Consider the following 21,566-nt stretch of genomic DNA (forward strand, 5'->3'; position numbering starts at 1 on the left):
GCTAAACCCTGGTTCGAGGCGATGAGGCCGAGGTCCCCGGCAGAGGGGTTGCCGGAAGCACCGCGGCCGTCCGTCGCGGGCGTCGGCTCGTACCTTCGCGTATCAGCCCGGTCTCGGGAGGACAAGAAGTCTATGGCAGCCAAACTGATCGCGTTCGACGAGGAGGCCCGCCGCGGCCTTGAGCGCGGCATGAACCAGCTCGCTGACGCTGTGAAGGTGACGCTCGGCCCCAAGGGCCGCAACGTCGTGCTGGAGAAGAAGTGGGGCGCCCCCACCATCACCAACGACGGCGTCTCCATCGCCAAGGAGATCGAGCTCGAGGACCCGTGGGAGAAGATCGGCGCCGAGCTCGTCAAGGAGGTCGCCAAGAAGACCGACGACGTCGCCGGTGACGGCACCACCACCGCCACTGTGCTCGCGCAGGCCATGGTGCGCGAGGGCCTGCGCAACGTCGCGGCGGGCGCCAGCCCGGTCGGCCTGAAGCGCGGCATCGAGTCCGCCGTCTCCCGCATCAGCGAGGAGCTGGCCAACCTGTCCAAGGAGGTCGAGACCAAGGAGCAGATCGCCTCCACCGCCTCGATCTCGGCCGGCGGCGACGTCCAGATCGGCGACGCCATCGCCGAGGCCATGGACAAGGTCGGCAAGGAAGGCGTCATCACCGTCGAGGAGGGGCAGACCTTCGGGCTGGAGCTGGAGCTCGCCGAGGGCATGCGCTTCGACAAGGGCTACATCTCGCCCTACTTCGCCACCGACCTGGAGCGCATGGAGACGGTGCTTGAGGACCCCTACATCCTCATCGCCAACCAGAAGATCTCCAACAACAACGAGTTCCTGCCGGTCGTCGAGAAGGTCCTGCAGGCGGGCCGTCCGCTGATGATCATCGCGGAGGACCTTGAGGGCGGCGCGCTGCAGACGCTGATCGTCAACAAGATCCGCGGCAACTTCAAGTCCGTCGCCGTCAAGGCCCCGGGCTTCGGCGACCGCCGCAAGGCCCAGCTCGAGGACATCGCGGTCCTGACCGGCGGCCAGGTCATCACCGAAGAGGTGGGCCTGAAGCTGGAGAACACCGAGCTGGACATGCTCGGCCGCGCCCGCAAGGTCGTGGTCACCAAGGACGAGACCACCATCGTGGACGGCTCCGGCGAGGCCTCCAACATCTCCGGCCGGGTCAACGAGATCCGCAACGAGATCGAGCGCACCGACTCCGACTACGACCGCGAGAAGCTGCAGGAGCGCCTGGCCCGCCTGGCCGGCGGTGTCGCGGTCATCAAGGCCGGTGCCGCCACCGAGGTGGAGCTCAAGGAGCGCAAGCACCGCATCGAGGACGCGGTGCGCAACGCCAAGGCGGCCGTCGAGGAGGGCATCCTGCCCGGCGGTGGTGTGGCCCTGCTCCAGGCCGGCGTCCCGGTCTTCGAGAAGCTGGACCTGCAGGGCGACGAGTCCATCGGCGCCGACATCGTCCGCCGGGCGATCGAGGAGCCGCTGAAGCAGATCGCGATCAACTCCGGCCTTGAGGGCGGGGTCGTCGCGGAGAAGGTGAAGAACATGGAGGCCGGCGTCGGGCTGAACGCCGCCACGGGCGAGTACACCGACCTGTTCAAGGACGGCGTCATCGACCCGACCAAGGTCACCCGCTCCGCGCTGCAGAACGCGGCGTCCATCGCCGGTCTGTTCCTGACGACCGAGGCCGTCATCGCCGAGAAGCCGGAGAAGGCGGGCGCCGCTGCGCCCGACGCCGGCGGCATGGGCGGCATGGACTTCTAAGGCCTCTCGGCCAGAGGTCGGCGAGTCCGGTACGCGAACTCAGCCACCTGCGACGAACGGGCGGTCCCCACTGCGGGGGCCGCCCGATTCGCGTTCGCGGTCCGATCGCGCCATCGCGGCCGCTGCACCGCGTCGGCCCGGTCGGCCGGTGGTAGCGTCTTTCCCGCCTCCGCGGTGCGCGGGCGCAGCTCCGCCCGGATCCGCACGCCGGTGCGCGAGCACGCCGCGCCGCACCGCGGAGTAGGCGGGCAGACCAGCACAGGAGGCCACGATGACCGCATCAAGCGTCCGGCCCGAGGAGCCCACTGCGGTGCTCGGCGCGATCGAGGAGGCCACCGGCCGCCTGCTGCGCACCGCCGCCGCCGCGCGCCCGGACCGGATCTCCGACCCCTCGCTGCTTCCGGGATGGACGCGCGGCCACGTCCTGGCCCACGTCTCCCGCAGCGCCGAGGCGATGATCCGGATCCTGGAGGGAGCCCGCGAGGGTGTCCAGGCCGACATGTACGCCAGCGCCGAGGCGCGCGAGCGCGACATCGAGGACGGCGCCGGGCGGGCTCCCGAGGAGCAGGCGGCCGACCTCGAAGCCACCGCAGAGCGGTTGGCCGAGGTCGTGCGCACCATGCCCGAGGAGGCCTGGACCTTCGAGATCCGCCACCGCAGCGGCCGCGTCTTCCCGGCCGCGCGGGTCGTGTGGATGCGGTTGGCGGAGGTGGAGTACCACCACGTCGACCTGGACCTCGGCTACACGCCGGGCGACTGGCCCGCCTTCTTCACCGGCCCCGAGCTGGAGAGCCTCACCACGCGGTTCGCGGCCGACGAGGAGCTGCCGCCCGTCCTGCTGCGCGACACCGCGAGCGGGGCCGAGTACCGCATCGGCGCCGCCGCCGGCCCGGCGGTGACCGCGCAGGGTTCGGCCGGCGAGATCCTGGCCTGGCTCTCCGGCCGCGCCGACGGCTCCCGCCTCACGGTCCACCGCGGCGGCACCCCCGTCGAGGAGCCCGCCGCCGTTCTCCCTTCGCTCCCGCCCATGCTCTGACCCGCCGCGCCGCACGCCCGGCGGCCTCCCCGGGCCGCGTCGGCCGCGGACGCGCACCCCGGTGAAGGCGTCGCCGAACACCCATGGGCGCGTCTCGGAGTGCTCGATCGTCTCGGCGGGATGGCCGGGCGAGAACTCCGCCGCCGCACAACGGCGCCGGAAGGCCCTCGGGCAGCGCTGCGCCGGCCGCGCCCGGGTTCACCGCGATGCGGGTCCGGGCGCGCGCCTCGCCGGTGCAGGCCGTCGCGCCCAGGAGCGGCTCCGCGACGCGGAGCCCGGTTCGGCCGAGCAGGCGGTTGCGGGACGCAAGCCGATCGTTCGGCGGCCCGGCGGCCTGTGCCCGCCGGCCGCGGGGCGGCGCAGGCGCTCAGGCGACGGTGCGCGCGCTCGACTCGAACGGGCCCGTTCCGACACCCCAGCAGACGATGCGCCGGGGGCGGATCAGGATCCAGGCGGGGCTGAAGGGGAACGAGGCGCCCAGGCGCGCACCGGTCTCCTCGCCGCCCTCGGTGCGGGTCTCAGCGCGCCCGCTGACCTCGATGCCGCGCGGGGTCCACGGGTCGACCGAGGCCAGGTCGTCGACGACGACGGCGACGTCGGGGTTGGCGGCGGCGTCGCGGAACTTCTTGCTCGGCGCCATGTCGAGACCCCCCACGGCGAGGCCGTCGTTCTCCGGGTCGTAGAAGACGCCGACCGGCTTGACCCGGGGCCGGCCGTCGGAGCCCACTGTGGCCAACCGGCCGAGGGGCTGCTCGTTCAGGTACTCGATCTCGGTCTGAGTGAATGCGCTCATGGCGGGCCGCGCTCCTTGTTCCCTGCTGTGTGCGGTGCCGCCGGCGGACTCGGCACGGCGGCACCGCCACTGTGGCCACAGCGCCGCCGGCGCAGGAAGGCCGCGTTGAGAGTGGTAGTGGCAGGGACACGCCGGCGGCGAAGGACGCACCTACACTTCGGCCATGGGCGAGAACGATCTTGGCGGGTTCATGCGGCGGCGCCGCGAAGCGGTCACCCCCGGCGAGGCCGGGTTCCCGGTCGGCGGCGGCAGGCGCCGCACACCGGGTCTGCGGCGCTCCGAGGTCGCCACGCTCGCCGGTGTCAGCGTCGAGTACGTCACCCGGTTGGAGCAGGGCCGCGACCGCCGCCCCTCCGGGCAGGTCCTCGGCGCCCTGGCCGACGCCCTGCGGCTGTCCCCCGTGGAGCGGCTGCACCTGTACCGGCTCTCGAAGGACGGCGGCGGCTCCCAGTGCACCGGCGAGCGGGCGCCCGCGCCGTCGGTGCGGCCCACCGTGCGCGCCCTGCTCGACCGCCTCGACCCCGAACCCGCCGTGCTGGTCGACCGCCGCTGCGACGTGCTCGCCACCACGAGCGGGTTCGACCGCGTCGCCGGCCCCCTCGGCCTGCTCGACGGCGACCCGCCCAACCTGGTCCGCTTCGTATTCACCGACGGCCGCGCGGGCACCGCCCTTCCCGACTGGGAGCGGGTCGCCGACGAACTGGTCGCCGACCTCCGGTTCGCCACGATGCCCGCCGACCCGGAGGTGGCGCGCTTCGCCGAGGAGCTGTCGGTCACCGGCGGAGCGGCGTTCGCCCGGCGCTGGACCGAGCCGCCGACCCTGCCGGTGCGCACCGGGGTGCGCCGGTTCGCCCACCCCGAGGTCGGCGAGCTGCGGCTGGCCTACGAGACGCTGGACCTCTCCGACACCGACGTTCTGCGTCTGGTCGCCTATCTGCCGGCGGACGAGGCCGCGTCCGCGGGGCTGGGGCGCCTTGTGGGGCGCGCTCCCGGGAGTCTGCGCGCGGTATCGGGTTGAGCGGGCGCGCCGCAGGTAGGCGGCGGAAAATCGCAGGTCAACGCTTAACCGGTTAAGTATCGACGGTCGAATGCGCTCAGGTGTGCCGGTCGCAACAATGGACGGATATGATGCCCGTCACTTTCGCGATCGTCCTGTTCGAACTCCGGAACCGAGGGGGACGACCCGCGGGAAACCGGCGCTATGCGCCCCAGTGTTTCCTGGTGAAAGGCACGACGTGCGGTATTCCGATTCCGCGCACCACGACGATTCCGCTCGCGGGCGTGGCCGCCGCCCGCGGGGGCGACGCCGTCCCGGAGCCGGGCGTACGTACCCCCGACCGGCCGGACGCGCACACCGACAGGCGCGCGCCTACACCGGTCCGGCCACCGTGCCGGGGCCGGAGTCGGAGTCGGGGCCGGTCGCCGGCCCGGCCGCGAAGAGGCCGGCCGCCGTGCGGACGAACAGGTCGACGGCCGGCCCGGTCGGCCCTTCGGGCCAGGCGAGCACGGTCCGGTGGGCGCTGGCGTCGGCCACCGGCACGTACACGACGTCCGGGCGGGGGTTGGCACCGGCGACGTGGCGCGGTACCAGGGCGACCGCCTGCCCTAGCCCGACCACCTCGATGACCTGGGAGATGTCGTGGACGAGCGGGCCGTGGGCCGCATCGGCGCCGGCGGGGGCGGCGGTGGCGGCCCGGTCCCGGCCCGACCAGTACCGCCGGGTCGCCTCGGTGTCGCCGGGCCAGCGCGGCAACGGCTCGCCGGCGAGGTCGGCGCAGCGCAGTGCAGTGCATCCGGCCAGCCGGTGGCCGGCGGGCACCGCGGCCACCCGCTCCTCCGAGCACAGCGGGCGCACCCGCAGGCCCTCGGTGTCGAAAGGCGTGCTGAGCAGGGCGAGGTCGGCTTCGCCGCTGCGCAGGGCCGCCTCCTGGGCGCGGTAGCCGGTGACGGCGATGTCGGTGCGCGCGGCGCCGGGCAGGCGTGCGTAGGCGTCGGCGATGCGCCGCAGCAGCCGCGTGCCGTGGCCGGGCGCCGCGGTGATGGTCAGCGCCGGGGCCGCCCGGCCCGCGCGCCGGGTGCGCCGCGACGCCGCGGCGGCGGCGTCCAGCACCTTGCGTGCCTCGCTGAGCAGAGTGTCGCCCGCGGGTGTCAGCCGGATGGAGTTGTGGCTTCGATGGAACAGGGGCGCGCCGAGGCGCCGCTCCATCTGCCGGATGGCGCGCGAAAGGGGCGGCTGGGAGATCCCCAGGCGTTCGGCGGCCCGGGAGAGATTCAGCTCCTCGGCCGCTGCCAGGAAGTAGCGCAATTCCCGTAGGTCGAACTCCTGCATACCTTTAGGGTAGCCTATCCTTCACAATCGGTATTTCCCGCGGAGCGGGCCCGCCTGTTCGAATGGACCGGTCCCCTGACAAAGGAGAACCGATGAAATTCCTGGTCCGCTCGGACGCGGTGCTGACCGACGCCGTGGTCCTGCTGGTGCGGCTCTGCGTCGGCGTCGTCTTCATCGCCCACGGCTGGGACAAGGTCGCCGGTCAGGGTGTCGGCGCGATCGTGCAGAGCAACCGCGAGCTGGGGATTCCCCTGCCCGAGCTGAGCGGGGCCTTCCTGGCCTACGGTGAGCTGATCGGCGGCGCACTGCTCCTTCTCGGCGTCGCCACCCGCGCGGGTGCGGCCGCTCTGACCGTGATCATGGTCGGCGCCTGGGTCTTCGTGCACAGCGGAAACGGACTCATGCTGGACGCCGGCGGCTTCGAGTACGTGATGGTGCTGGCCGCCGTCAGCCTGCTGATCCTGGCCCACGGGCCGGGGAGGTTCAGCGTCGACTCCGTGCTGGCCTCGGCCTTGGGCGGTGGCGACGGCGGGCGCGGACCGCGCGCGGCCCGTACCGCCGAGGACCGGGCCGAAGCGGCCGGGTAGGCGCGTCCGCCGGCCCGCCCCGGGCATCGGCTCCGCCGTTGTGGCCGGAGGGGTTCGGCCGTGCGTGCTCCCTCCACCGCCTTGCGCCTTCCGCGCGCGTGCGCTCGCCGCCCGTGCGCGGAAGGCGCGGCGCACGGTCCGCCCTCGGCTCCTCAGTCGATCTCGCCGCGGCCCTGCAGTTCGTCGAGGACGCGGCGCACCGCCGGCGCGCAGAGGGGCCGGTCGGCGTGCGCGAGCCAGGCGAGGTCGGCGATCTCGGCCGCAGGGGCGGGTTCGCCCGTGTGCTCGGCGGTGTAGCAGGACAGGCGCACCCGCGTGCCCTCGGGGTAGCCGTCGGCGGCCTCGTCCACGACCGCGAACGGCGCCAGGGTCGCGGTACGCAGCGCCACTCCCACCTCCTCGCGGGCCTCCCGCGCGACGGCGGCCCCGTCGCTCTCGCCGGGCTCGCGCTTGCCGCCCGGCAGGTAGTAGAAACTGCGGCCGCGCGTGCGTACGCACAGCAGCCGCCGGCCGCTGACGTGCACCCAGGCGAGCGCGTCGATCACGGGAGTCGGGACGGCCCCCGTCTCGGGTGGTGGCATGAATCCGACTGTAGGGCGTGTTGGACGGGTCGCCGTCCTGTTGCGCGGTGCCCCGGCACCGATCTCGCCGCGTTCGCGTCCGTCGGCAGCAGACCCGCCCCGGCTCCTTCCCCCGCCGTGCGGGAGCGGCACCGGTGGCTGCCGCGGCGCCCCGCGCCGCAAGATCAAGGCGTGGTCCTCCCCGCGGCCCTCCGCGGGCGCCGAGCGGGGCGTCCCCAGCGGCGCCCCCGGGCGCAGCCGGCCCTTCCGGTCCCTGACGCGGGCGCCGGGTGCGTGCGGTGCGGCGTACCGCGGCGCCCGGTCGCGCGGCACAACAGGTCCCGCTGAGCCCGGTGCGTGCCCGCACGGCGGGGTGTAGCCTCCTCCAACCATGTCCGAATCGCCTGTCTCGGGGGAATCGTGCGTCGACGTACTCTGGCCCGGGGCCGACCGCTCACCGCAGTGGCGCTCGCGGTCGCGGTCGCGGGATGCGGGCCGGTACCGGAAGCCGGGGAAGACGCGCCCAGCGGGCGGACCGAGCCCTCGGGCGAGCCGGCGCAGGACGCGGAGTACCGCGACGACTTCAACGGCGACGGCTACGCCGACCTCGCCGTCCTGGCTCCCGGCTCCGGGGCCGGTGGGGCTGTCGGCGCGGGAAGGGTGGTCGTCCTCTACGGATCCGCCGACGGCCCCGACCCCGGCACTCGGCAGGTGATCGACCAGGGCTCCGCGGGGGTGCCGGGGACGCCCGACGCGCGCGACGGGTTCGGCGCCACCGCGGCCGCCGGCGACTTCGACGGCGACGGCTACGCCGACGTCGCGGTGACGAGTACGTGGGAGGACCACGCCAAGCCCGAGGACGGCGCTCTCACGGTGCTGTGGGGCGGTGAGGCCGGGCTCAGCGGCGGGACGGCGGTGGACGGCTCCGTTCTTCCCGACCACGTCGAGGACCTCGTGAGCGGAGACTTCGACGCGGACGGCGTGCGCGACCTGGTCGCCTACCGCTCGGGCGACGGCTCCGTGCTGCTGAAAGGCCCGTTCACCCGGGAGGGAGGCGTCGCCGGGAAGCAGTCCGTCGCGCTGGGGAGCCTGGACCTGCAGGAGCTGGTCCCCGGGGACCTCGACGGCGACGGCGGAACCGATCTGGTCGTCATGAGCTCGTTCGAGGAGATGGGCGAACCCACTGCGGTGCTGCTGTCGAGCCCGTCCGGCCTGAATGGGGCCGACCGGAGCCTGGCGCCGGCGACCACCGGGGCGATCGGCGACATGAACGGCGACGGCTACGGGGACCTCGTCATGCGCGAGGTTCCCGAGGGCGTCATCGAGAACCTGCCCGGCGACCCCGGCACGCTCAAGGTGTTCTACGGCGGCCCGGGCGGCCTTTCCGGCAAGGCCACCGCGTTCACCAGGGACAGCGGCTCGGTACCGGGGGAGGGCAACGACAGCGCCGGGTTCGGGTTCAAGCTCGGCGCGGGCGACGTGGACGGCGACGGCTTCGCCGACGTGCTTGCGGCGACCGGTATCGAGGCCCGGGGCGGCGAACCGATCGGCGACCCGGGCGGCGTCGTCGTCCTCAAGGGCGGGCCGGACGGGCTGACGACGGCGGGCTCGTCCATGGTCGACCAGGACAGCGCGGGCGTGCCCGGACAGGGGGAGGACGGCGACGGCTTCGGATGGGCGGTGCGCCTGGCGGACTTCGACGGCGACGACCGGATGGACCTGGCCGTCGGCGCACCCGGCGAGAACGAGGGGCGGGGCGCCGTGTGGACGCTGCGCTTCACCCGCAACGGCGCGGCCGCCACCGGCGCCGTCGGTCCGGACGTACTCGGCGTTACCGGCGGCGAGGTGAAGCTGGGCGGGGCGTTCGCGCGCTGACGGGCTCCCGCGGCGATGCGGGAGCCGAGCCGTAGACCGCGGGCCCGGGAACCCGCGGTCCCGCGCAGGCGTCCAAGACGTTCGTGCAGGATCTGTTCAACACAGCGCCGATCGTGGTGAAGCAGCCCAAGCGCTTCTTCATCGACGAGTCCGAATACCACTGCTACGACGGCCGCGGCCGCCACATCGCCCACGTCCACGAGATCGGTCTGGACGGCGGCATGCAGGCGCTGCGCCTTTTCGCGGGCAACACCGCCGGCTTCGCCCGCAAGGTGATGGTCGACGACGCCTGGCGGCGGCCGCGCCTGTACATCGAGAAGTCCTGGGCGATGTTCACGGCGACCACGACCGTCGCGCTGCCGGACGGCCGTCCGATCGGCTACATCGACCAGGACTTCACGTTCTTCAAGGCGGGGTTCCGGCTGCTCGACCCGTGGAAGCGGCACCTGGGCACGATCTCGGGCAACTTCATGGGCTTCGACTTCCAGATCACCGACGCCAACGACCACGAGATCGCGCGGGTCGACCGGCGCCTGCCCGACTTCGGCGAACTCTTCACCGCCGCCGACACCTACGTCCTGTGGCAGCGCTACCCCACCCTCCCCGAGCCGCTGAAGACCCTGGTCGTCGCCTCGGGCATCACCATCGACCTGGTGCTGATGGAGGGCAAGCGCTAGCCGGCCGCCACCTGCGGCCGGCGGGTACGGCGCGGCGGGGCCGACCGCTCGCGTGCGTGCTGTGCGGCCGGACCCGGGCGCCGCTGCTGCGCCGGCGCCGCCGCTACCCCAGCTTGTCCAGCTGGGCGCGGTCCTCCTCGCCGAAGCGCTCTTCGAGCGCCTCCGGCGAGGCGTCGACGTCGATGCGCTCGACCGGCATGCCGCGGGCGGTCTCGATGGCGCCGAGGCGGCGCAGCGCGCGGTCGGCGGCGTAGTCCATCAGCTCCTTGTCGGAGAGCATGTACCGCTTCTCCTCTTCGTCGGGCTCGGGCTCGTTGCTGCGCTCGACGACCGCGGTGACGTGCGGGAGCAGTTCGTTGAGGCGCTCGGTGACCACGTCCCAGGTGCGGGCGTCGGCGGCGACGTGGCGGCGGCAGGTGAAGGTGCCCCAGGCCATGTGCCGCCGCTCGTCGTCGCCGATGCGCTTGATGATCTCGCGCATGCCGGGGAAGATCCCGCGGGCCGTGCAGATGTGGTTCCAGGAGTGGTAGCCGGTCAGGGCCAGCGAGCCCTCGATGATGTGGTTGTAGGTGACCGAGGCGCGCACCTGGTTGGCCGGGCTGGGATCGTCCGCCAGCGCGTTCAGGGCGGCGGGCAGCTCCGAGTAGAACAGCGCGCGGTAGCCGGCGTTGTTCTCGACGAAGGGGTGCAGGTCCTCGGTGATTCCGACCGCGTCCAGCCACATCCGGAACACCTGGACGTGCTTGGCCTCCTCGAAGGCGAACTGCGTCAGGTACATCTCGTCGCCGAGTCGTCCCTCGGCGGCCATCGCGCGGATGAACGGCTGGATGTCCTCGGTGACCGCCTCCTCTCCGGCGACGAAGAGCGCGCACAGCCGCATGATCCGCATCCGCGGGCCCTCGGACAACTCCGCCCAGTCCTGCGCGTCGCGGCTCATGTCGATGTCGGCGGGGTTCCAGAACTTGGCGTTGCCCTTGGCGAACAGCCGCAGCGGGAAGGAGTCCCAGTTGAGCCCCCTGGCACGCAGCGAGTGGAAGCCCTGGCGCTGTTCGGGGGGAAGAGTGGGAGCGGTGTCGGCGGAATCGGTCATAGGGGGGCACCTCCGAGTCGGGTCGCCCCCATCATTGGACCCCGGTCGCGCGTGTGTAAAGGCGTGGCGCGGGGCCGCCGCGGACCGCGATACGGTCGGACATGCGCCCGGCGGCGGCGCCTCGTACATCCTCGGAGGTCCGGGGGCACGCCTTCGGCCCGCGGCGGGCGCCCCGCGTGTTCGACCGCGCATTGCCTGTTCGATTACCGGAGGAACGGGAGACAAACGTGTTCTGCGGCGATCCGGAGAGTTCCGGCTACGCGTCCTGCGCCGAGCAGGAGGGCCTGTTCGCGGTCGCGTCGCTGATTCCGGCGATGCTCGCTCTGGTGCTCATGGTCGCCGCGTTCGCCACGCCCGCGGTGCGCAGGAACCCGACTCTGCGCACGCAGACGCTCGGCTACTCGCTGATCGCCTGGTGCCTGGCCGGGTTCACCATCGTGCTGGGCGCGCTGCCTCCGCTGTAGCGCCCACCGTCCTACCCCGGCGCTGCGGACACCCGGGGAATCAGGCCTGCCAGGACGGGTCGCGTCCGATGAAGGCCATGAGCCTGTCCTGCGCAGAGGCTGTTGGGGCGACGGGCACCGCGGGACCGAACTGCCCGCTATCGCGCAGTAGCCGATCCATCGGCTCCATGGCCGCCAGCGCGGCGCCGGCGCGCTCCTGTCCAAGATCGGGCTCACGCCCGAGCGCCTTGGCGAGGTCCCAGGAGTGCATCCAGACATCGGGAGTGTAGAACTCGTCGATCGCCTCGTCCACGGGCTTGTCGCCGGTGTGCGGATTGCTGAGCACCCTCCCGGCGGGGTCGTCGAGGATGGCTTGGATGTCGGTGACGTGCCGCTTCCAGGCAGCGACCGGATCGGCGACGACGTGCAGCTCCGGGAGCTCGATCCCCGCCCCTTGAAGGAAGCCGCGGGACCATTCGACCAGGTGCTTCACGATGTCCAGGGCCGTCCACTCCGCGACCGGGCTGGGCCGCGCCCAGTCCCCGGCCGAGGCGGACTCGACCAGCGAGGTGAACCGGGCCGCGTCGTCGGCATGCCGCTGAGCCGGGCTCGTGGGCGCAGACGCCATCTCAGGCCTCCTTCGCAAGCAGCTCGTCGAGCTTCTCAAAGCCCTCGATCACACCGACGTCCATGCCGCTGGACACGATGCCGTCGCGGGTCGTGAAGTCCTCCACCACGCTCAGCACGGTCAACCGAGTGCGCCCGCCCGCAAGCTCCGCGAAGGTCAGGATCTCCAGCGCGACGCCGTCAGGCGCGCCTTCACAAGTGAAGGTCCGCACGATCCGCTCGTGCGGTCGAACCTCGTGGAAGCTGCCGAAGAAGGAGGCGATCTCCTCGCCGTCACGATCGTCGGCGAAGGCCCATTCGCCACCCGTCCGGGCGTCCCATCGGGTGATCCTCGTGGCCACCGAGCGCGGCCCGACCCACTGTGCGTAGAGTTCCGGGTCGACGTGGGCGCGGAACACCTGCTCGGGAGCCGCGTCGAACTCCCGGACGATCTCGATCGCCGGAATGTTCTCATCCACCACGATCCCGGTCCCGTGCGTGATCATGGTCATGACACATCCTTCGCGCCGGTTTGCTCTGGAACCTCCTCGTCGCCCATCCGGCCCAAGAGGTCATCGAGGCGCCGATAGCGCTCCTCGGCCTGCCGGCGATAGCGCTCGATCCACTTCGTCATCAACTCGAAGACCGACGAGTCCAGGTGGACCGGCCGGCGCTGGGCGTCCTTGCTGCGGGTCACGAGTCCGGCATCCTGGAGCACCTTCACATGCTTGGAGATCGCCTGGAGGCTCATGTCGTGCGGCTCCGCCAGTTCGCTCACGGTCGCGTCCGCACCGGCCAGCCGGGCCACCAGGTCACGCCGGATCGGGTCGGCCAGTGCCGCGAACGCCCGATCGAGCCGTTCCGTGCTGTCGTCCACCGATCTTCCTCAACGTCGCGGTTGAATACGATGCTAGGTCGCCGACCGCAGATCGTCAACCAGAAGGTTGATAAACCTCAAGCCCCCGCTGTGCAGGGGGCGGCTGCCGCGCACCGCAGTGTGCTGCCTGTCCGGACTCGGCGGATGCACCAGGCGCCGGTGCCCAAGAGCCGGGCGGCTGGGAAGCGAACCGCGATGCCGGGCCGGGCCACCCCATCACCGGTCTAGATCTCGTCGCCGGCCAGGACGTCGTCGGCGTCGGCGATGCGGTAGGCGTAGCCCTGCTCGGCCAGGAAGCGCTGCCGGTGGGCGGCGAAGTCCTGGTCGATCGTGTCGCGGGCGGTCACGGCGTAGAAGCGGGCGCTGCGGGAGTCGGACTTGGGGCGCAGCAGACGGCCGAGCCGCTGGGCCTCCTCCTGGCGGGACCCGAACGATCCCGACACCTGGATGGCCACACCGGCCTCGGGCAGGTCGATGGAGAAGTTGGCGACCTTGGAGACCACGAGCGTGCGCAGCTCGCCCGAGCGGAACGCCTCGAACAGCCGCTCCCGTTCCTTGATCCGGGTCTCGCCCTTGATCACCGGCGCCTCCAGCGACGCGCCCAGCTCGTCGAGCTGGTCGATGTAGGAGCCGATGACCAGCGTCTGCTCGTCGTGGTGCCGGCGCACGAGCTCGCGCACCACCTCGGTCTTGGCGGCCGACGAGGCGCAGAAGCGGTACCGGTCCTCGGGGTCGGCGGTGGCATAGGCCAGCCGCTCGGACTCGGAGAGGTTGACCCGCACCTCGACGCAGTCCGCGGGGGCGATCCAGCCCTGGTTCTCCATCTCCTTCCACGGCGCGTCGTAGCGCTTGGGCCCGATGAGCGAGAAGACGTCGCCTTCGCGGCCGTCCTCGCGAACCAGGGTCGCGGTCAGCCCCAGCCGGCGCCGGGCCTGCAGGTCGGCGGTCATCCGGAAGATGGGGGCCGGCAGCAGGTGCACCTCGTCGTAGACGATCAGGCCCCAGTCGCGGGCCTCGAACAGTTCCAGGTGGCTGTGCACGCCCTTCTTGCGCGCCGCCATGACCTGGTACGTCGCGATGGTGACGGGGCGGATGTCCTTGCGGGTGCCGGAGTACTCGCCGATCTCGTCCTCGGTGAGCGTGGTGCGGCGCAGCAGCTCGGTGCGCCACTGGTGCACCGAGACGGTGTTGGTGACCAGGATGAGGGTCGTGGACTCGGCGAGGGACATCGCCGCCGCCCCAACGATGGTCTTGCCGGCGCCGCAGGGCAGCACCACGACGCCCGAGCCGCCGGCGTAGAAGCTTTCGGCGGCCTCGCGCTGGTAGCCGCGCAGCTGCCAGCCGTCCTCGGCGAGGTCGACGGCGTGCGCCTCGCCGTCGACGTAGCCCGCGTGGTCCTCGGCGGGCCAGCCGAGCTTGAGCAGCGCCTGCTTGAGGTTGCCGCGCTCGCTGGGGTGCACGGCGACGGTGTCCTCGTCGACCCGTTCGCCGAGCATGCCCTTGATCTTCCTGGCGCGGACGACCTCCTCCAGCACGGCCTTGTCCAGCGCGTGCAGCACCAGCCCGTGTATGGGGTGGGTCTGCAGGCGCAGGCGGCCGTATCGGTCCATCGTCTCGGCGATGTCGACCAGCAGGGAGTGCGGGACGGGGAAGCGCGAGTAGTGGATGAAGGCGTCGACGACCTGCTCGGCGTCGTGGCCGGCGGCGCGCGCGTTCCACAGCGCCAGCGGGGTCACGCGGTAGGTGTGCACGTGCTCGGGGGCGCGTTCCAGCTCGGCGAAGGGGGCGATGGCGCGGCGGCACTCGTCGGCCAGTTCGTGGTCGACTTCCAGCAGCAGGGTCTTGTCGGACTGGACGATCAGGCAGGACACACGTACCTCGCAGCAGGGGTCTCGGCGGCGGCCGCCTCCGCGAGGCGGGCCACGGCGTGCAACGCCGAGGCGGTCGGCGGTATGCCCGCGGGCGCCGCCGGGACAACCCTATGCGCAGCGCGGGGGCGGCGGTACGGGAACCGGGGAACGCCGCCGGCCGGGGGCGGGCGCAGGCGGGGCGGGCGCGGGCGCGCGGCCGGGTGGCCGCGTCGCCTACAAGGAGAGGACCACCATGATCGCCGCGATCAGGATCACCGCCATCAGTCCCAGGTAGACGAGGATGCACGCCCACGTGTAGCGGATGTAGCGCTCGACCTCCATCGGCTCGTGCAACCGGGCGAGCGCCACGATGCCGAACGCGATCGCGGGCACGTTCACCAGCAGGGTCAGCACCGGGAAGCCCAGCAGGAAGAACAGCACCGGGCAGAGCAGCGTGAGCATCGCGCACACCAGCGCGGCCACGGCGCTGCCGACGCGGGCGGGAGGCTCCGAGGGCGGTGTGAAGCGCGGCTGCGGAGCGGGCATGCCGCCCATCGCGCCCGCGGCGCGGTGCTCTCGCTCGTAGGCGGCGGCCGGCGCGGGGGTGAACGGGTCGCGCGCGACGGGGTCGGCGTGGGAGGCCGCGCCGTACGGCGGCGGGTAGCCGCCGGACGCCTGCTGCCCGAGGTCCCAGTAGGAGCTGGGCCGGGTCCAGAAGTCGGTCATCGGCTTCCGCCTTTCGTGGTCGCCCCGGTGGGAGAGCCCCGCGCCCGCCGGGCCGGCCGGGTTGCCGCGGTGCGGTCGGGCGGGCCCGGTCCTGCCAGCAAGCGTAATGCGCCCGGCCCCGCCCGCGCCAAGGGCGGTCGTGCGCCTGGCCGGAGGCCGCGGGGGCGCGTCCGCGGCGTCCACAGCGCCGTCGGCAGGAGGCGCGGCAGGCGCCGGGCGACTAGGCTGCTGCCTCGTGCATACGGACTACCGGCTCCGATCAGGAGTCCCTTCGGTGGAGGATTACCGGCGGCTGCGGACCGAGGCGGACCTCTCGCCGGTGTCCCGGGAGCAGGCGGTCGCGGCGCTGCCCGGCTCGTGGGCGGCGTGCCACGCCGTGGCGGCGAACGGAACCACGGTGGGCATGGGCCGGGTGCTGGGCGACGGGGGCTGGTACTTCCACATCGTGGACATGGCGGTCGTTCCCGGTCACCAGGGCAACGGCATCGGCGGCGCGGTCCTGCGCCGCCTGCTGGACGTGATCCGCGAACAGGCCCCGCCCGGCGCGTTCGTGAACCTGCTCGCCGATCCGCCCGGGCGGCGCCTCTACCGGAAGCTGGGCTTCACCGAGACCGCGCCGGACTCGGTCGGCATGGCGATGCGCCTGCCCTGACCGCCCGGCGCCGCGCCGCGGCCGTCAGTAGGGGACCACCACGCCCTCGAAAAGCGAGCCGGCCTGGGTGAACAGCCACAGGGTCAGCACGAGCATCACGGCGAACATCACCGCTGCCGCGCCCAGGCAGTACCAGGAGTAGCGCGTGAGGGTCTCCGCCTCGACATGCCGGCCCTGGTCGCGCTTGTGCCCGGCGCGGACGGCGAAGACGATGCCGATCACGCCGAAGATCCAGTTGAAGCAGCACAGGAACGTCAGGGCGTGCAGGATCAGCGCCATCGTCGGGCTACTGGCGCCGACCGGCGGCGCGGCGGCGGGATCGTCGCGCCCCTCGCGCTCGCTGCCCGCGGGCCGGTCGCGCTCGGGGGCGGGACCGGGGCGGGCCTCCTCGCGTCCCGGATCGCGGGGGGTCTCGCGCCGCGCGAAGGGGGAGCGCATTTCGCGCCGCCCCGACGGCGGCTCGTCGCGCGGCGAGGACGCGCCGGGCGGAAGCGACTGGTTGCTCATGGGGGCTTCGCCATCCTCCTCTGACCGACGTACGGCTCGATCCGCGGGCGGGTTCCACGTCGGGGCCGCCCGTCCCATCGGAACAGGTGCCCGCCCCGGCAGCAATCTAGCGGGAATCCGCGTCGGAAGGCCGCCCGCCGCCCCGCTTCCGGCCCCGCCGCCGCGACCGCGCGCGCTCCTGCGGCGCGCAGGCAGGCGCGCAGTTGCGGGGGATCGTGCACCTCAAAGGCGCAGCCGAGCATGAGTAGCCGGGCGGCCAGCCACTCCAGCGTGTCGGCGTGGCCGTGCAGGCGGCACCTGCTCATCGCCCACGGGTGCGACGTCCACCGCGGCGCCTACGTCGCTCCGGAGATCGCCCGCGCGGCGCCCGAACGCGTCGTCGGCGTCTATATCACCGCCGGGCTGGGGTTCCCCACCGAAGCCGACATCCCCGATCTGACTCCCGATGAGCTGGAGCAGTACAACGAGATCCGCCGGTGGAGCACCGGCGGGCTGGACCACCACGCGCTGCTGCGCCGGGGACCGCAGACTTTCGCCTACGGGTGGAACGACTCGCCGGCGGCCCTGCTCGGCTGGCTTGTGCACAAGTTCGAGGAGTTCTCCATGGCCGCGGAACCGCTGGACGAGGTCATCGACCGCGACCTGCTGCTGACCAACGCGTCGCTGTACTGGTTCACGCAGAGTGCGGGCACGTCGTCGTGGCCGATGTACGAGACCGGGGAGTTCGGCCGGCCGCAGGGGCAGGACCGGGTACCGACGGGCGTCTACGCGGGCCCGCCCGCCATCCGCCGCCTGGCCGAGCGCGACAACCGCATCGAGCACTGGCCCGAGGGCAACACCGGCAGGCACCACTTCGTCGCGATGGAGTCGCCCGGGCCCTACGCGAACGACATGCGCGTATTCTTCGGCGCGGTCCGCTGAGCCGTCAGCGCAGGCCGGCGGCGTACTCCGCGGGGACGCCGAGGCGGTGGCCGCTCGCGAACCGCACCGTGATCCGGTCGGTGCCCCAGTCCACGCCGGAGATGCGCACGGGCTCACCCGTGCCCGGGGGCACCGGGACCTCGTGGAAGTAGGCGTCGGGGTGGTGGCCCAGGCGGAGCGTGTAGCCGCCGCCGCTGATGCGGGGATGGCGCAGCAGCACGGCCTCGACCGGCAGCGGGCCGGACCCGCTGCCCGGGGAGTCGGGGTCGTAGCGCACGCCGTCCCCGGCCGAGGACACGCGCTGCACCTCCTCGGTGAACAGGTCGGAGTCGACGACCGGAAGGCCGCCGACCCCGATCGCCGCGCCAAGCGGCAGGCAGACCGCGGCGGCGGCGAGTACGGCGGGCAGGCGCCGCTTCGGTGCGGGACCCGGCGGCCGGGACGGCCGCGGCTGTGCTGAGGGAGGGGACATCCGCGTGCTCTCCTGGTCGGATCGGGAGTCGGGGGGCGGGAGGCGGGGGAACGGGCCGCCGCCCGCCCGGCGTGCGGAGGATAGGCCGTCCTGCCCCGGGTTCGCGACCGGCGGCCGACCGGGGACGCGCGGCGCGGGTCCGCCCGGCGGCGTCGGCCGGTGCGGGGCGGCGGGGAGCGGAGGTTCCTGACGGCTCCGCCGCGCCGGGCCCGCGCGAGCGCGGGGCGCTGCCGCCGGCGGGTGCCGGGACCGGAGAGGCCTCAGGAGGAGGCGTCCAGATCGGCGACCCCGGTGATGCGGTGCACGGCGAAGCGGTGCACCGCCGCGCGGGTGGCGTCGTAGGCGGTGAGGAAGCCGCCCTCCACGCGGGCGGGCTCGACGATGCGGCTGCTGGCGCGGCCCTCGGTGTCGAGGTAGCCGATCCACACCCGCCGGCCCTGCGTGGCGGCCTCCGCGAGGGCGGTCAGCGTCGCGGTGGTGGGCGAGCGCGGCGGCGAGCGCCCGGGGGCGGCGATCGGGCGGCGCGCGGTGGTGGCGGCCTCGTCGCCGGCGCGCACCGCGCGCACCGCGGCCAGGCGCAGCTCCGCGTTCGGCGCCGCCGGCTCCTCCAGGTCGCGGCCCGCCGAGGAAGCGGAGGAGGGATCCGCGCGGCGCGCCGCGGTGCCGGTCAGCTGCACGGTGCCGTCGGCGGCCTCGGCCACCGGGTGGTAGCCCAGCTCCTCCAGGCGGGCCATGAGCACCGGTCGCGTGGTGCGTCCGGCGACCACCGTGGGGGCCAGCCGGAACAGCTGCAGGTCGGCCGCTCGCCGGTCGCGGGTCAGCTCGTCCAGGACGGTCGGCTCGTCGCAGCGCAGGTAGCTGGAAGCGGTGCCGATGCGCAGCCGCCCGTGCCGCCGGGCGACGTCGTGGACCAGGTAGCGCAGCGGCTGCGGCAGGTCGGTGGAGGAGTGCCGCTCCAGCAGCGCGATCAGGTCGTCGGCGCCGCGCCCGGCGTCCAGAGCGCGGCGGACGGAGGACTCGGTGAAGCGGTAGACCGTCGCGCCGCCGGTGGATTCCACGTCGGCGGCCAGCGCCAGCTCGCGGGCCAACTGCGGCACCAGCGGTCCGGGCGCCACGGCGGTGAGGTCGCCCTGTACCAGGATCGTCTCCAGCGGCTCGGGCAGGTGCTGCGCGAGGAGCTCGCCGGCGGCCGTCTTGTCGCGCTCGGCCAGCGGGACGTCCTCCGCGTCCAGCTCCTCGACGAGGGCGCGGCCGTGCGGGGCGAGGGCGCCGCGCCCGGTCAGGCCGAGCGCCGCCGCTTCCCGCAGCGCAGCGGAGACCAGCTCGTCGTAGGCGGGCCCCTGGCGGCGCGGCCGGAGCCAGGCCAGCCGGGCGGCCACCGACTCCGCATCGGGAGCGAGGTCATGGGGTGCGGCCGCCAGCACGCCCAGCACGTCGATCCGCACCTCCGGCGCCGAGCGCCGGTCGAGGCCCTCACCCAGCACCGGGCGGGAGCGGCCGCGGGCGTCCCTGGTGCCGCCGAGCGAGGCGACCCGCGGCGAGCGCAGCCACGCCTCGGCCAGGCGCAGCCACCGGTGCTCGGCAGGGGCCTCGCGCCACAGGTCGAACGCGGGGGCGGGCAGCCACTCGCCGTCGACCTCGCCGTCGGCGGCCAGTAGGCCGGCGGCGCGCGCGGTCTCGGCGAACAGCGCGGCCTCGGTCTCGTCGGTGTCCAGCTCGCGGGCCGCGCGGCGCAGGTCGCGGGCGCCCAGGCCGCCGCTGCGCAGTACCGCGGGCGGGTCCTCGGCCCAGCGCTCCAGCAGCTCGGCGACCGAGCGAAGGGCCGTGAAGGCCTGACCGGCGGCCGCCCGGACCACGGTCTCCGCGCCGTGCCGGGCGCCGGACAGCGCCGGAGGCTCCGTCCCGACCTCGCGGAACAGCGCGCCTCCGCGCAGGTGCAGCGCGACTTCGCGCGGCAGCACCACGGTGTCCTGCGCGGTGGGCACGAGCAGGCCTAGCGCCAGCAGGCGGTCGATCGGCGAGGCCGCGGCGGCCAGGCCGCCGCCCCGCTCCGCCGCGCCCGAGACGGTGCCCTGCGGCGGCCCCCACAGCAGCCGGTCGAGCACCGGCCGAGCGTCGGGCCCGGCCAGCGCCAGCGCCTCCTCCAGCCGCGCGGGCTCGCCCAGAGCGGCGGCGATGCGCTCGGCCGGCCCGCTGTCGGCGGGCCCGGCGGTCTCCAGTGCCGCGGCGATGCGGGTCAGCGCCTCCGGCGGACGCTCGGCCAGCAGCGCGCGCAGCGGCGGCCCCAGCCCGGCGGGTGTGCGCAGGATGTCGCGCAGGACGCTGACGGGTCGCAGCCGCGGGCCGTCCTGCCACACCAGTGCGCTCGCCAGCAGTCCCGAGACCGCCTCGCCGAGCCGTTCGGAGCCGGTGCCCAGCGCCGCCGCGAGGCGCTCGCCCTCGACGCCGGGCGGGCCGCCGAGGCGGTCGTCGCCCAGCGCGACCAGGCCTTCGAGGGCCTGCAGTCCGAACGCGTCCAGCCGGTCGAGCACCCGCAGGACCGCGGGACGCGCGGTCGCGCGCGAGGCGAGGGCGCCGATGTCGGCGGGGACGGGGGTGACCAGGTCGGGCCGCAGCGCGAAGAGCGCGGCGAGCTGCGCGTCGGATCTGCCGCGCAGCCATCCCGTGAAGGTGGGAGGGCGCCCACCGGTGCCGCCTCCGGCATCCGCGTCGTCGATCATCGCCTTCAACGCTATGCGATGGAGGTCCCGGCCCCGGGCCGCGGTCATTCGAAGTCGATGCGCACCGACCTGACGCCGTCCAGGGCGGGCATCCACTGGCTGTCGTCGCGGCCGGCGCCGACGACGTGCCCGGTGCAGCCGGGACCGGAGTAGAAGCGGTAGGTCGCGATGGGCTCCGCGTCGGCGAAGGACACCCTGCGGGTGCTGTCGTAGTCGTGGCAGCCGTCGGGCACCCGCAGCTCCTTGTAGCCCAGGCCGGGCGCGGCGTAGACCTCCAGGCGCCCGGCGTCTTCGCCGGTGGCCTGCGCTGCGGGCCGGGCGGCCGCGGGGGCGGGCGAGGCGAGCGCGGCCGCCGTCAGGGCGGCGCCGGCGAGGGCGAGGATGCGGGTGCGCATGCTGTCTCCTGGTTGTCGGATCGCAGGTCGGACATGGGGGCCGGTTTCGGTGCTTCGGTGCCGTTTCGCCGCTTTCCTGCGCGCGGGGAAAGGCGGAGCGCCCCCATTCATACACGCCTCCGCGTTATCGTGTGGCTACTTTCGGTAGCGGGTTTCGGATTTGCGGCCTGCCCTCGATTCAGCGCGTCCGGATGGGGGTGAAAGATCGCCGAGGACCCATAGGGCTCACGGCGATCTTGCGGCACCATTGGTCGCATGACCGAGCAGGCCGCCCAGCTTGTGCTGCAGTACTTATCGCGCGTCGCCGACGCCGCCTACGGGAACGTGCCCGCCCGGCACCGTGCCGCCTATCTCGCCGACCTGCGCTCCCGGATCGACCGCGCCTGCACCGCCGCCGACGCGGAGACCGTCGGGGACGTGCGCCGAATCCTGCACGGTTTCGGGCGTCCGGCCGAGCTCATCGCCCGCGAACTCGACGCCGAAGCCACCGCGAGCGCCGGCCCGGTCCGCACCGCCGCCCACGCCGCCGAGGAGGACGACGCCGAGGGGGCCGAGGAGCGGCGGCGCGCCGTCTCCGCACCGGCCAACCGCCCGGTGCGCGAGCCGCCGCCGTGGCGGTCCGGAGTGCGGCCCCCCGCCCGCCGCCCGCGCCCCCGCGGCGCTCGTCGCGGCCGTAGTAGTCGTCA

At 73.7% G+C, this 21,566-nt stretch carries 23 protein-coding genes and 1 pseudogene; 10 read left to right on the top strand and 14 right to left on the bottom strand.

The features are described 5' to 3' along the window. The first annotated feature begins 132 nt into the window (after positions 1–132). Both groL and ABEA15_RS10275 read left to right on the top strand, forming a co-directional pair. On the top strand, positions 133–1,764 hold the full coding sequence (gene groL, locus ABEA15_RS10270) for a chaperonin GroEL (protein WP_344142644.1): 1,632 nt from the start codon (positions 133–135) through the stop codon (positions 1,762–1,764). A 271-nt stretch (positions 1,765–2,035) separates the two neighbouring features. Continuing rightward, entirely contained in the window at positions 2,036–2,800 is a 765-nt protein-coding gene (locus ABEA15_RS10275; protein ID WP_345556440.1) for a maleylpyruvate isomerase family mycothiol-dependent enzyme, read from the top strand. 367 nt (positions 2,801–3,167) lie between these two features. Here ABEA15_RS10275 and ABEA15_RS10280 read toward each other — a convergent pair whose 3' ends face one another. After that, the gene (locus ABEA15_RS10280; protein WP_344142648.1) at positions 3,168–3,593 is read right to left on the bottom strand and encodes a PPOX class F420-dependent oxidoreductase; all 426 of its coding nucleotides are present in this window, start codon (positions 3,591–3,593) and stop codon (positions 3,168–3,170) included. Between the two features lie 163 nt (positions 3,594–3,756). Here ABEA15_RS10280 and ABEA15_RS10285 point away from each other — a divergent pair, with 163 nt between their 5' ends. Beyond that, positions 3,757–4,611 carry a helix-turn-helix domain-containing protein gene (locus ABEA15_RS10285; protein ID WP_345556441.1) on the top strand — a complete coding sequence of 285 codons (855 nt, stop codon included), beginning with the start codon at positions 3,757–3,759 and terminating at the stop codon, positions 4,609–4,611. Between the two features lie 351 nt (positions 4,612–4,962). On the opposite strand, the gene ABEA15_RS10290 is transcribed toward ABEA15_RS10285, so the two are convergent. Beyond that, positions 4,963–5,922, bottom strand: a complete 960-nt coding sequence (locus ABEA15_RS10290; protein ID WP_345556442.1) for a LysR family transcriptional regulator — start codon at positions 5,920–5,922, stop codon at positions 4,963–4,965. Between the two features lie 92 nt (positions 5,923–6,014). Between ABEA15_RS10290 and ABEA15_RS10295 the strand changes: the two genes are divergently transcribed. Beyond that, positions 6,015–6,509 carry a DoxX family protein gene (locus ABEA15_RS10295; RefSeq protein ID WP_345556443.1) on the top strand — a complete coding sequence of 165 codons (495 nt, stop codon included), beginning with the start codon at positions 6,015–6,017 and terminating at the stop codon, positions 6,507–6,509. Between the two features lie 152 nt (positions 6,510–6,661). Here the strand turns inward: ABEA15_RS10295 and ABEA15_RS10300 are convergent, their stop codons facing one another. Next, a complete protein-coding gene (locus tag ABEA15_RS10300; RefSeq protein ID WP_345556444.1) occupies positions 6,662–7,090 on the bottom strand; it encodes an NUDIX hydrolase in 429 nt (142 codons plus the stop codon). A gap of 399 nt (positions 7,091–7,489) precedes the next feature. Here ABEA15_RS10300 and ABEA15_RS10305 point away from each other — a divergent pair, with 399 nt between their 5' ends. Both ABEA15_RS10305 and ABEA15_RS10310 read left to right on the top strand, forming a co-directional pair. Continuing rightward, complete coding sequence (locus ABEA15_RS10305) at positions 7,490–8,944, top strand: FG-GAP repeat protein (protein WP_345556445.1); 1,455 nt, start codon at positions 7,490–7,492, stop codon at positions 8,942–8,944. Positions 8,945–9,027: 83 nt separating this feature from the next. Next, entirely contained in the window at positions 9,028–9,621 is a 594-nt protein-coding gene (locus tag ABEA15_RS10310) for a phospholipid scramblase-related protein (protein WP_345556446.1), read from the top strand. A gap of 103 nt (positions 9,622–9,724) precedes the next feature. Here ABEA15_RS10310 and ABEA15_RS10315 read toward each other — a convergent pair whose 3' ends face one another. After that, complete coding sequence (locus ABEA15_RS10315) at positions 9,725–10,711, bottom strand: R2-like ligand-binding oxidase (protein ID WP_345556447.1); 987 nt, start codon at positions 10,709–10,711, stop codon at positions 9,725–9,727. A gap of 227 nt (positions 10,712–10,938) precedes the next feature. Between ABEA15_RS10315 and ABEA15_RS10320 the strand changes: the two genes are divergently transcribed. Beyond that, the gene (locus ABEA15_RS10320; RefSeq protein WP_311546682.1) at positions 10,939–11,175 is read left to right on the top strand and encodes a hypothetical protein; all 237 of its coding nucleotides are present in this window, start codon (positions 10,939–10,941) and stop codon (positions 11,173–11,175) included. 40 nt (positions 11,176–11,215) lie between these two features. Here the strand turns inward: ABEA15_RS10320 and ABEA15_RS10325 are convergent, their stop codons facing one another. From ABEA15_RS10325 to ABEA15_RS10345, 5 genes are all read right to left on the bottom strand, one after another. Then, complete coding sequence (locus ABEA15_RS10325; protein ID WP_345556448.1) at positions 11,216–11,782, bottom strand: maleylpyruvate isomerase family mycothiol-dependent enzyme; 567 nt, start codon at positions 11,780–11,782, stop codon at positions 11,216–11,218. 1 nt (position 11,783) lies between these two features. After that, positions 11,784–12,272, bottom strand: a complete 489-nt coding sequence (locus tag ABEA15_RS10330; RefSeq protein ID WP_345556449.1) for an SRPBCC family protein — start codon at positions 12,270–12,272, stop codon at positions 11,784–11,786. Then, a complete protein-coding gene (locus ABEA15_RS10335) occupies positions 12,269–12,637 on the bottom strand; it encodes an ArsR/SmtB family transcription factor (RefSeq protein ID WP_345556450.1) in 369 nt (122 codons plus the stop codon). The genes ABEA15_RS10330 and ABEA15_RS10335 overlap by 4 nt, the downstream gene beginning before the upstream one ends. Before the next feature lie 224 nt (positions 12,638–12,861). Continuing rightward, positions 12,862–14,508: a DNA repair helicase XPB gene (locus tag ABEA15_RS10340; protein ID WP_345556451.1), complete on the bottom strand. Its 1,647-nt coding sequence runs from the start codon at positions 14,506–14,508 to the stop codon at positions 12,862–12,864. Positions 14,509–14,721: 213 nt separating this feature from the next. Then, positions 14,722–15,213 carry a hypothetical protein gene (locus ABEA15_RS10345; RefSeq protein WP_344142666.1) on the bottom strand — a complete coding sequence of 164 codons (492 nt, stop codon included), beginning with the start codon at positions 15,211–15,213 and terminating at the stop codon, positions 14,722–14,724. A gap of 274 nt (positions 15,214–15,487) precedes the next feature. Between ABEA15_RS10345 and ABEA15_RS10350 the strand changes: the two genes are divergently transcribed. Next, on the top strand, positions 15,488–15,865 hold the full coding sequence (locus tag ABEA15_RS10350) for a GNAT family N-acetyltransferase (RefSeq protein WP_345556452.1): 378 nt from the start codon (positions 15,488–15,490) through the stop codon (positions 15,863–15,865). A 24-nt stretch (positions 15,866–15,889) separates the two neighbouring features. On the opposite strand, the gene ABEA15_RS10355 is transcribed toward ABEA15_RS10350, so the two are convergent. Beyond that, positions 15,890–16,372: a CD225/dispanin family protein gene (locus ABEA15_RS10355; RefSeq protein ID WP_344142668.1), complete on the bottom strand. Its 483-nt coding sequence runs from the start codon at positions 16,370–16,372 to the stop codon at positions 15,890–15,892. Continuing rightward, on the bottom strand, positions 16,369–16,677 hold the full coding sequence (locus ABEA15_RS10360; RefSeq protein ID WP_345556453.1) for a WCX domain-containing protein: 309 nt from the start codon (positions 16,675–16,677) through the stop codon (positions 16,369–16,371). Before ABEA15_RS10360 ends, ABEA15_RS10355 begins: the two co-directional genes overlap by 4 nt. On the opposite strand from ABEA15_RS10360, the gene ABEA15_RS10365 reads away from it, so the two are divergent. After that, positions 16,613–17,293 (top strand): hypothetical protein, encoded by a 681-nt coding sequence (locus tag ABEA15_RS10365; RefSeq protein ID WP_345556465.1) that lies wholly within the window; start codon positions 16,613–16,615, stop codon positions 17,291–17,293. The genes ABEA15_RS10360 and ABEA15_RS10365 overlap by 65 nt on opposite strands. A gap of 4 nt (positions 17,294–17,297) precedes the next feature. Here ABEA15_RS10365 and ABEA15_RS10370 read toward each other — a convergent pair whose 3' ends face one another. The 3 genes from ABEA15_RS10370 to ABEA15_RS10380 form a co-directional block, all read right to left on the bottom strand. Then, entirely contained in the window at positions 17,298–17,765 is a 468-nt protein-coding gene (locus tag ABEA15_RS10370) for a hypothetical protein (protein ID WP_345556455.1), read from the bottom strand. Between the two features lie 260 nt (positions 17,766–18,025). Continuing rightward, positions 18,026–20,485, bottom strand: a complete 2,460-nt coding sequence (locus ABEA15_RS10375) for a helicase-associated domain-containing protein (protein WP_345556457.1) — start codon at positions 20,483–20,485, stop codon at positions 18,026–18,028. Between the two features lie 44 nt (positions 20,486–20,529). Further along, complete coding sequence (locus ABEA15_RS10380; RefSeq protein WP_344142675.1) at positions 20,530–20,880, bottom strand: hypothetical protein; 351 nt, start codon at positions 20,878–20,880, stop codon at positions 20,530–20,532. Between the two features lie 255 nt (positions 20,881–21,135). Here ABEA15_RS10380 and ABEA15_RS10385 point away from each other — a divergent pair. Next, a pseudogene (locus ABEA15_RS10385) lies at positions 21,136–21,566 on the top strand (hypothetical protein); the annotation flags it as partial.

It is taken from the genome of Streptomonospora halophila (genome assembly GCF_039542725.1).
Classification (GTDB): Bacteria; Actinomycetota; Actinomycetes; order Streptosporangiales; family Streptosporangiaceae; genus Streptomonospora; species Streptomonospora halophila.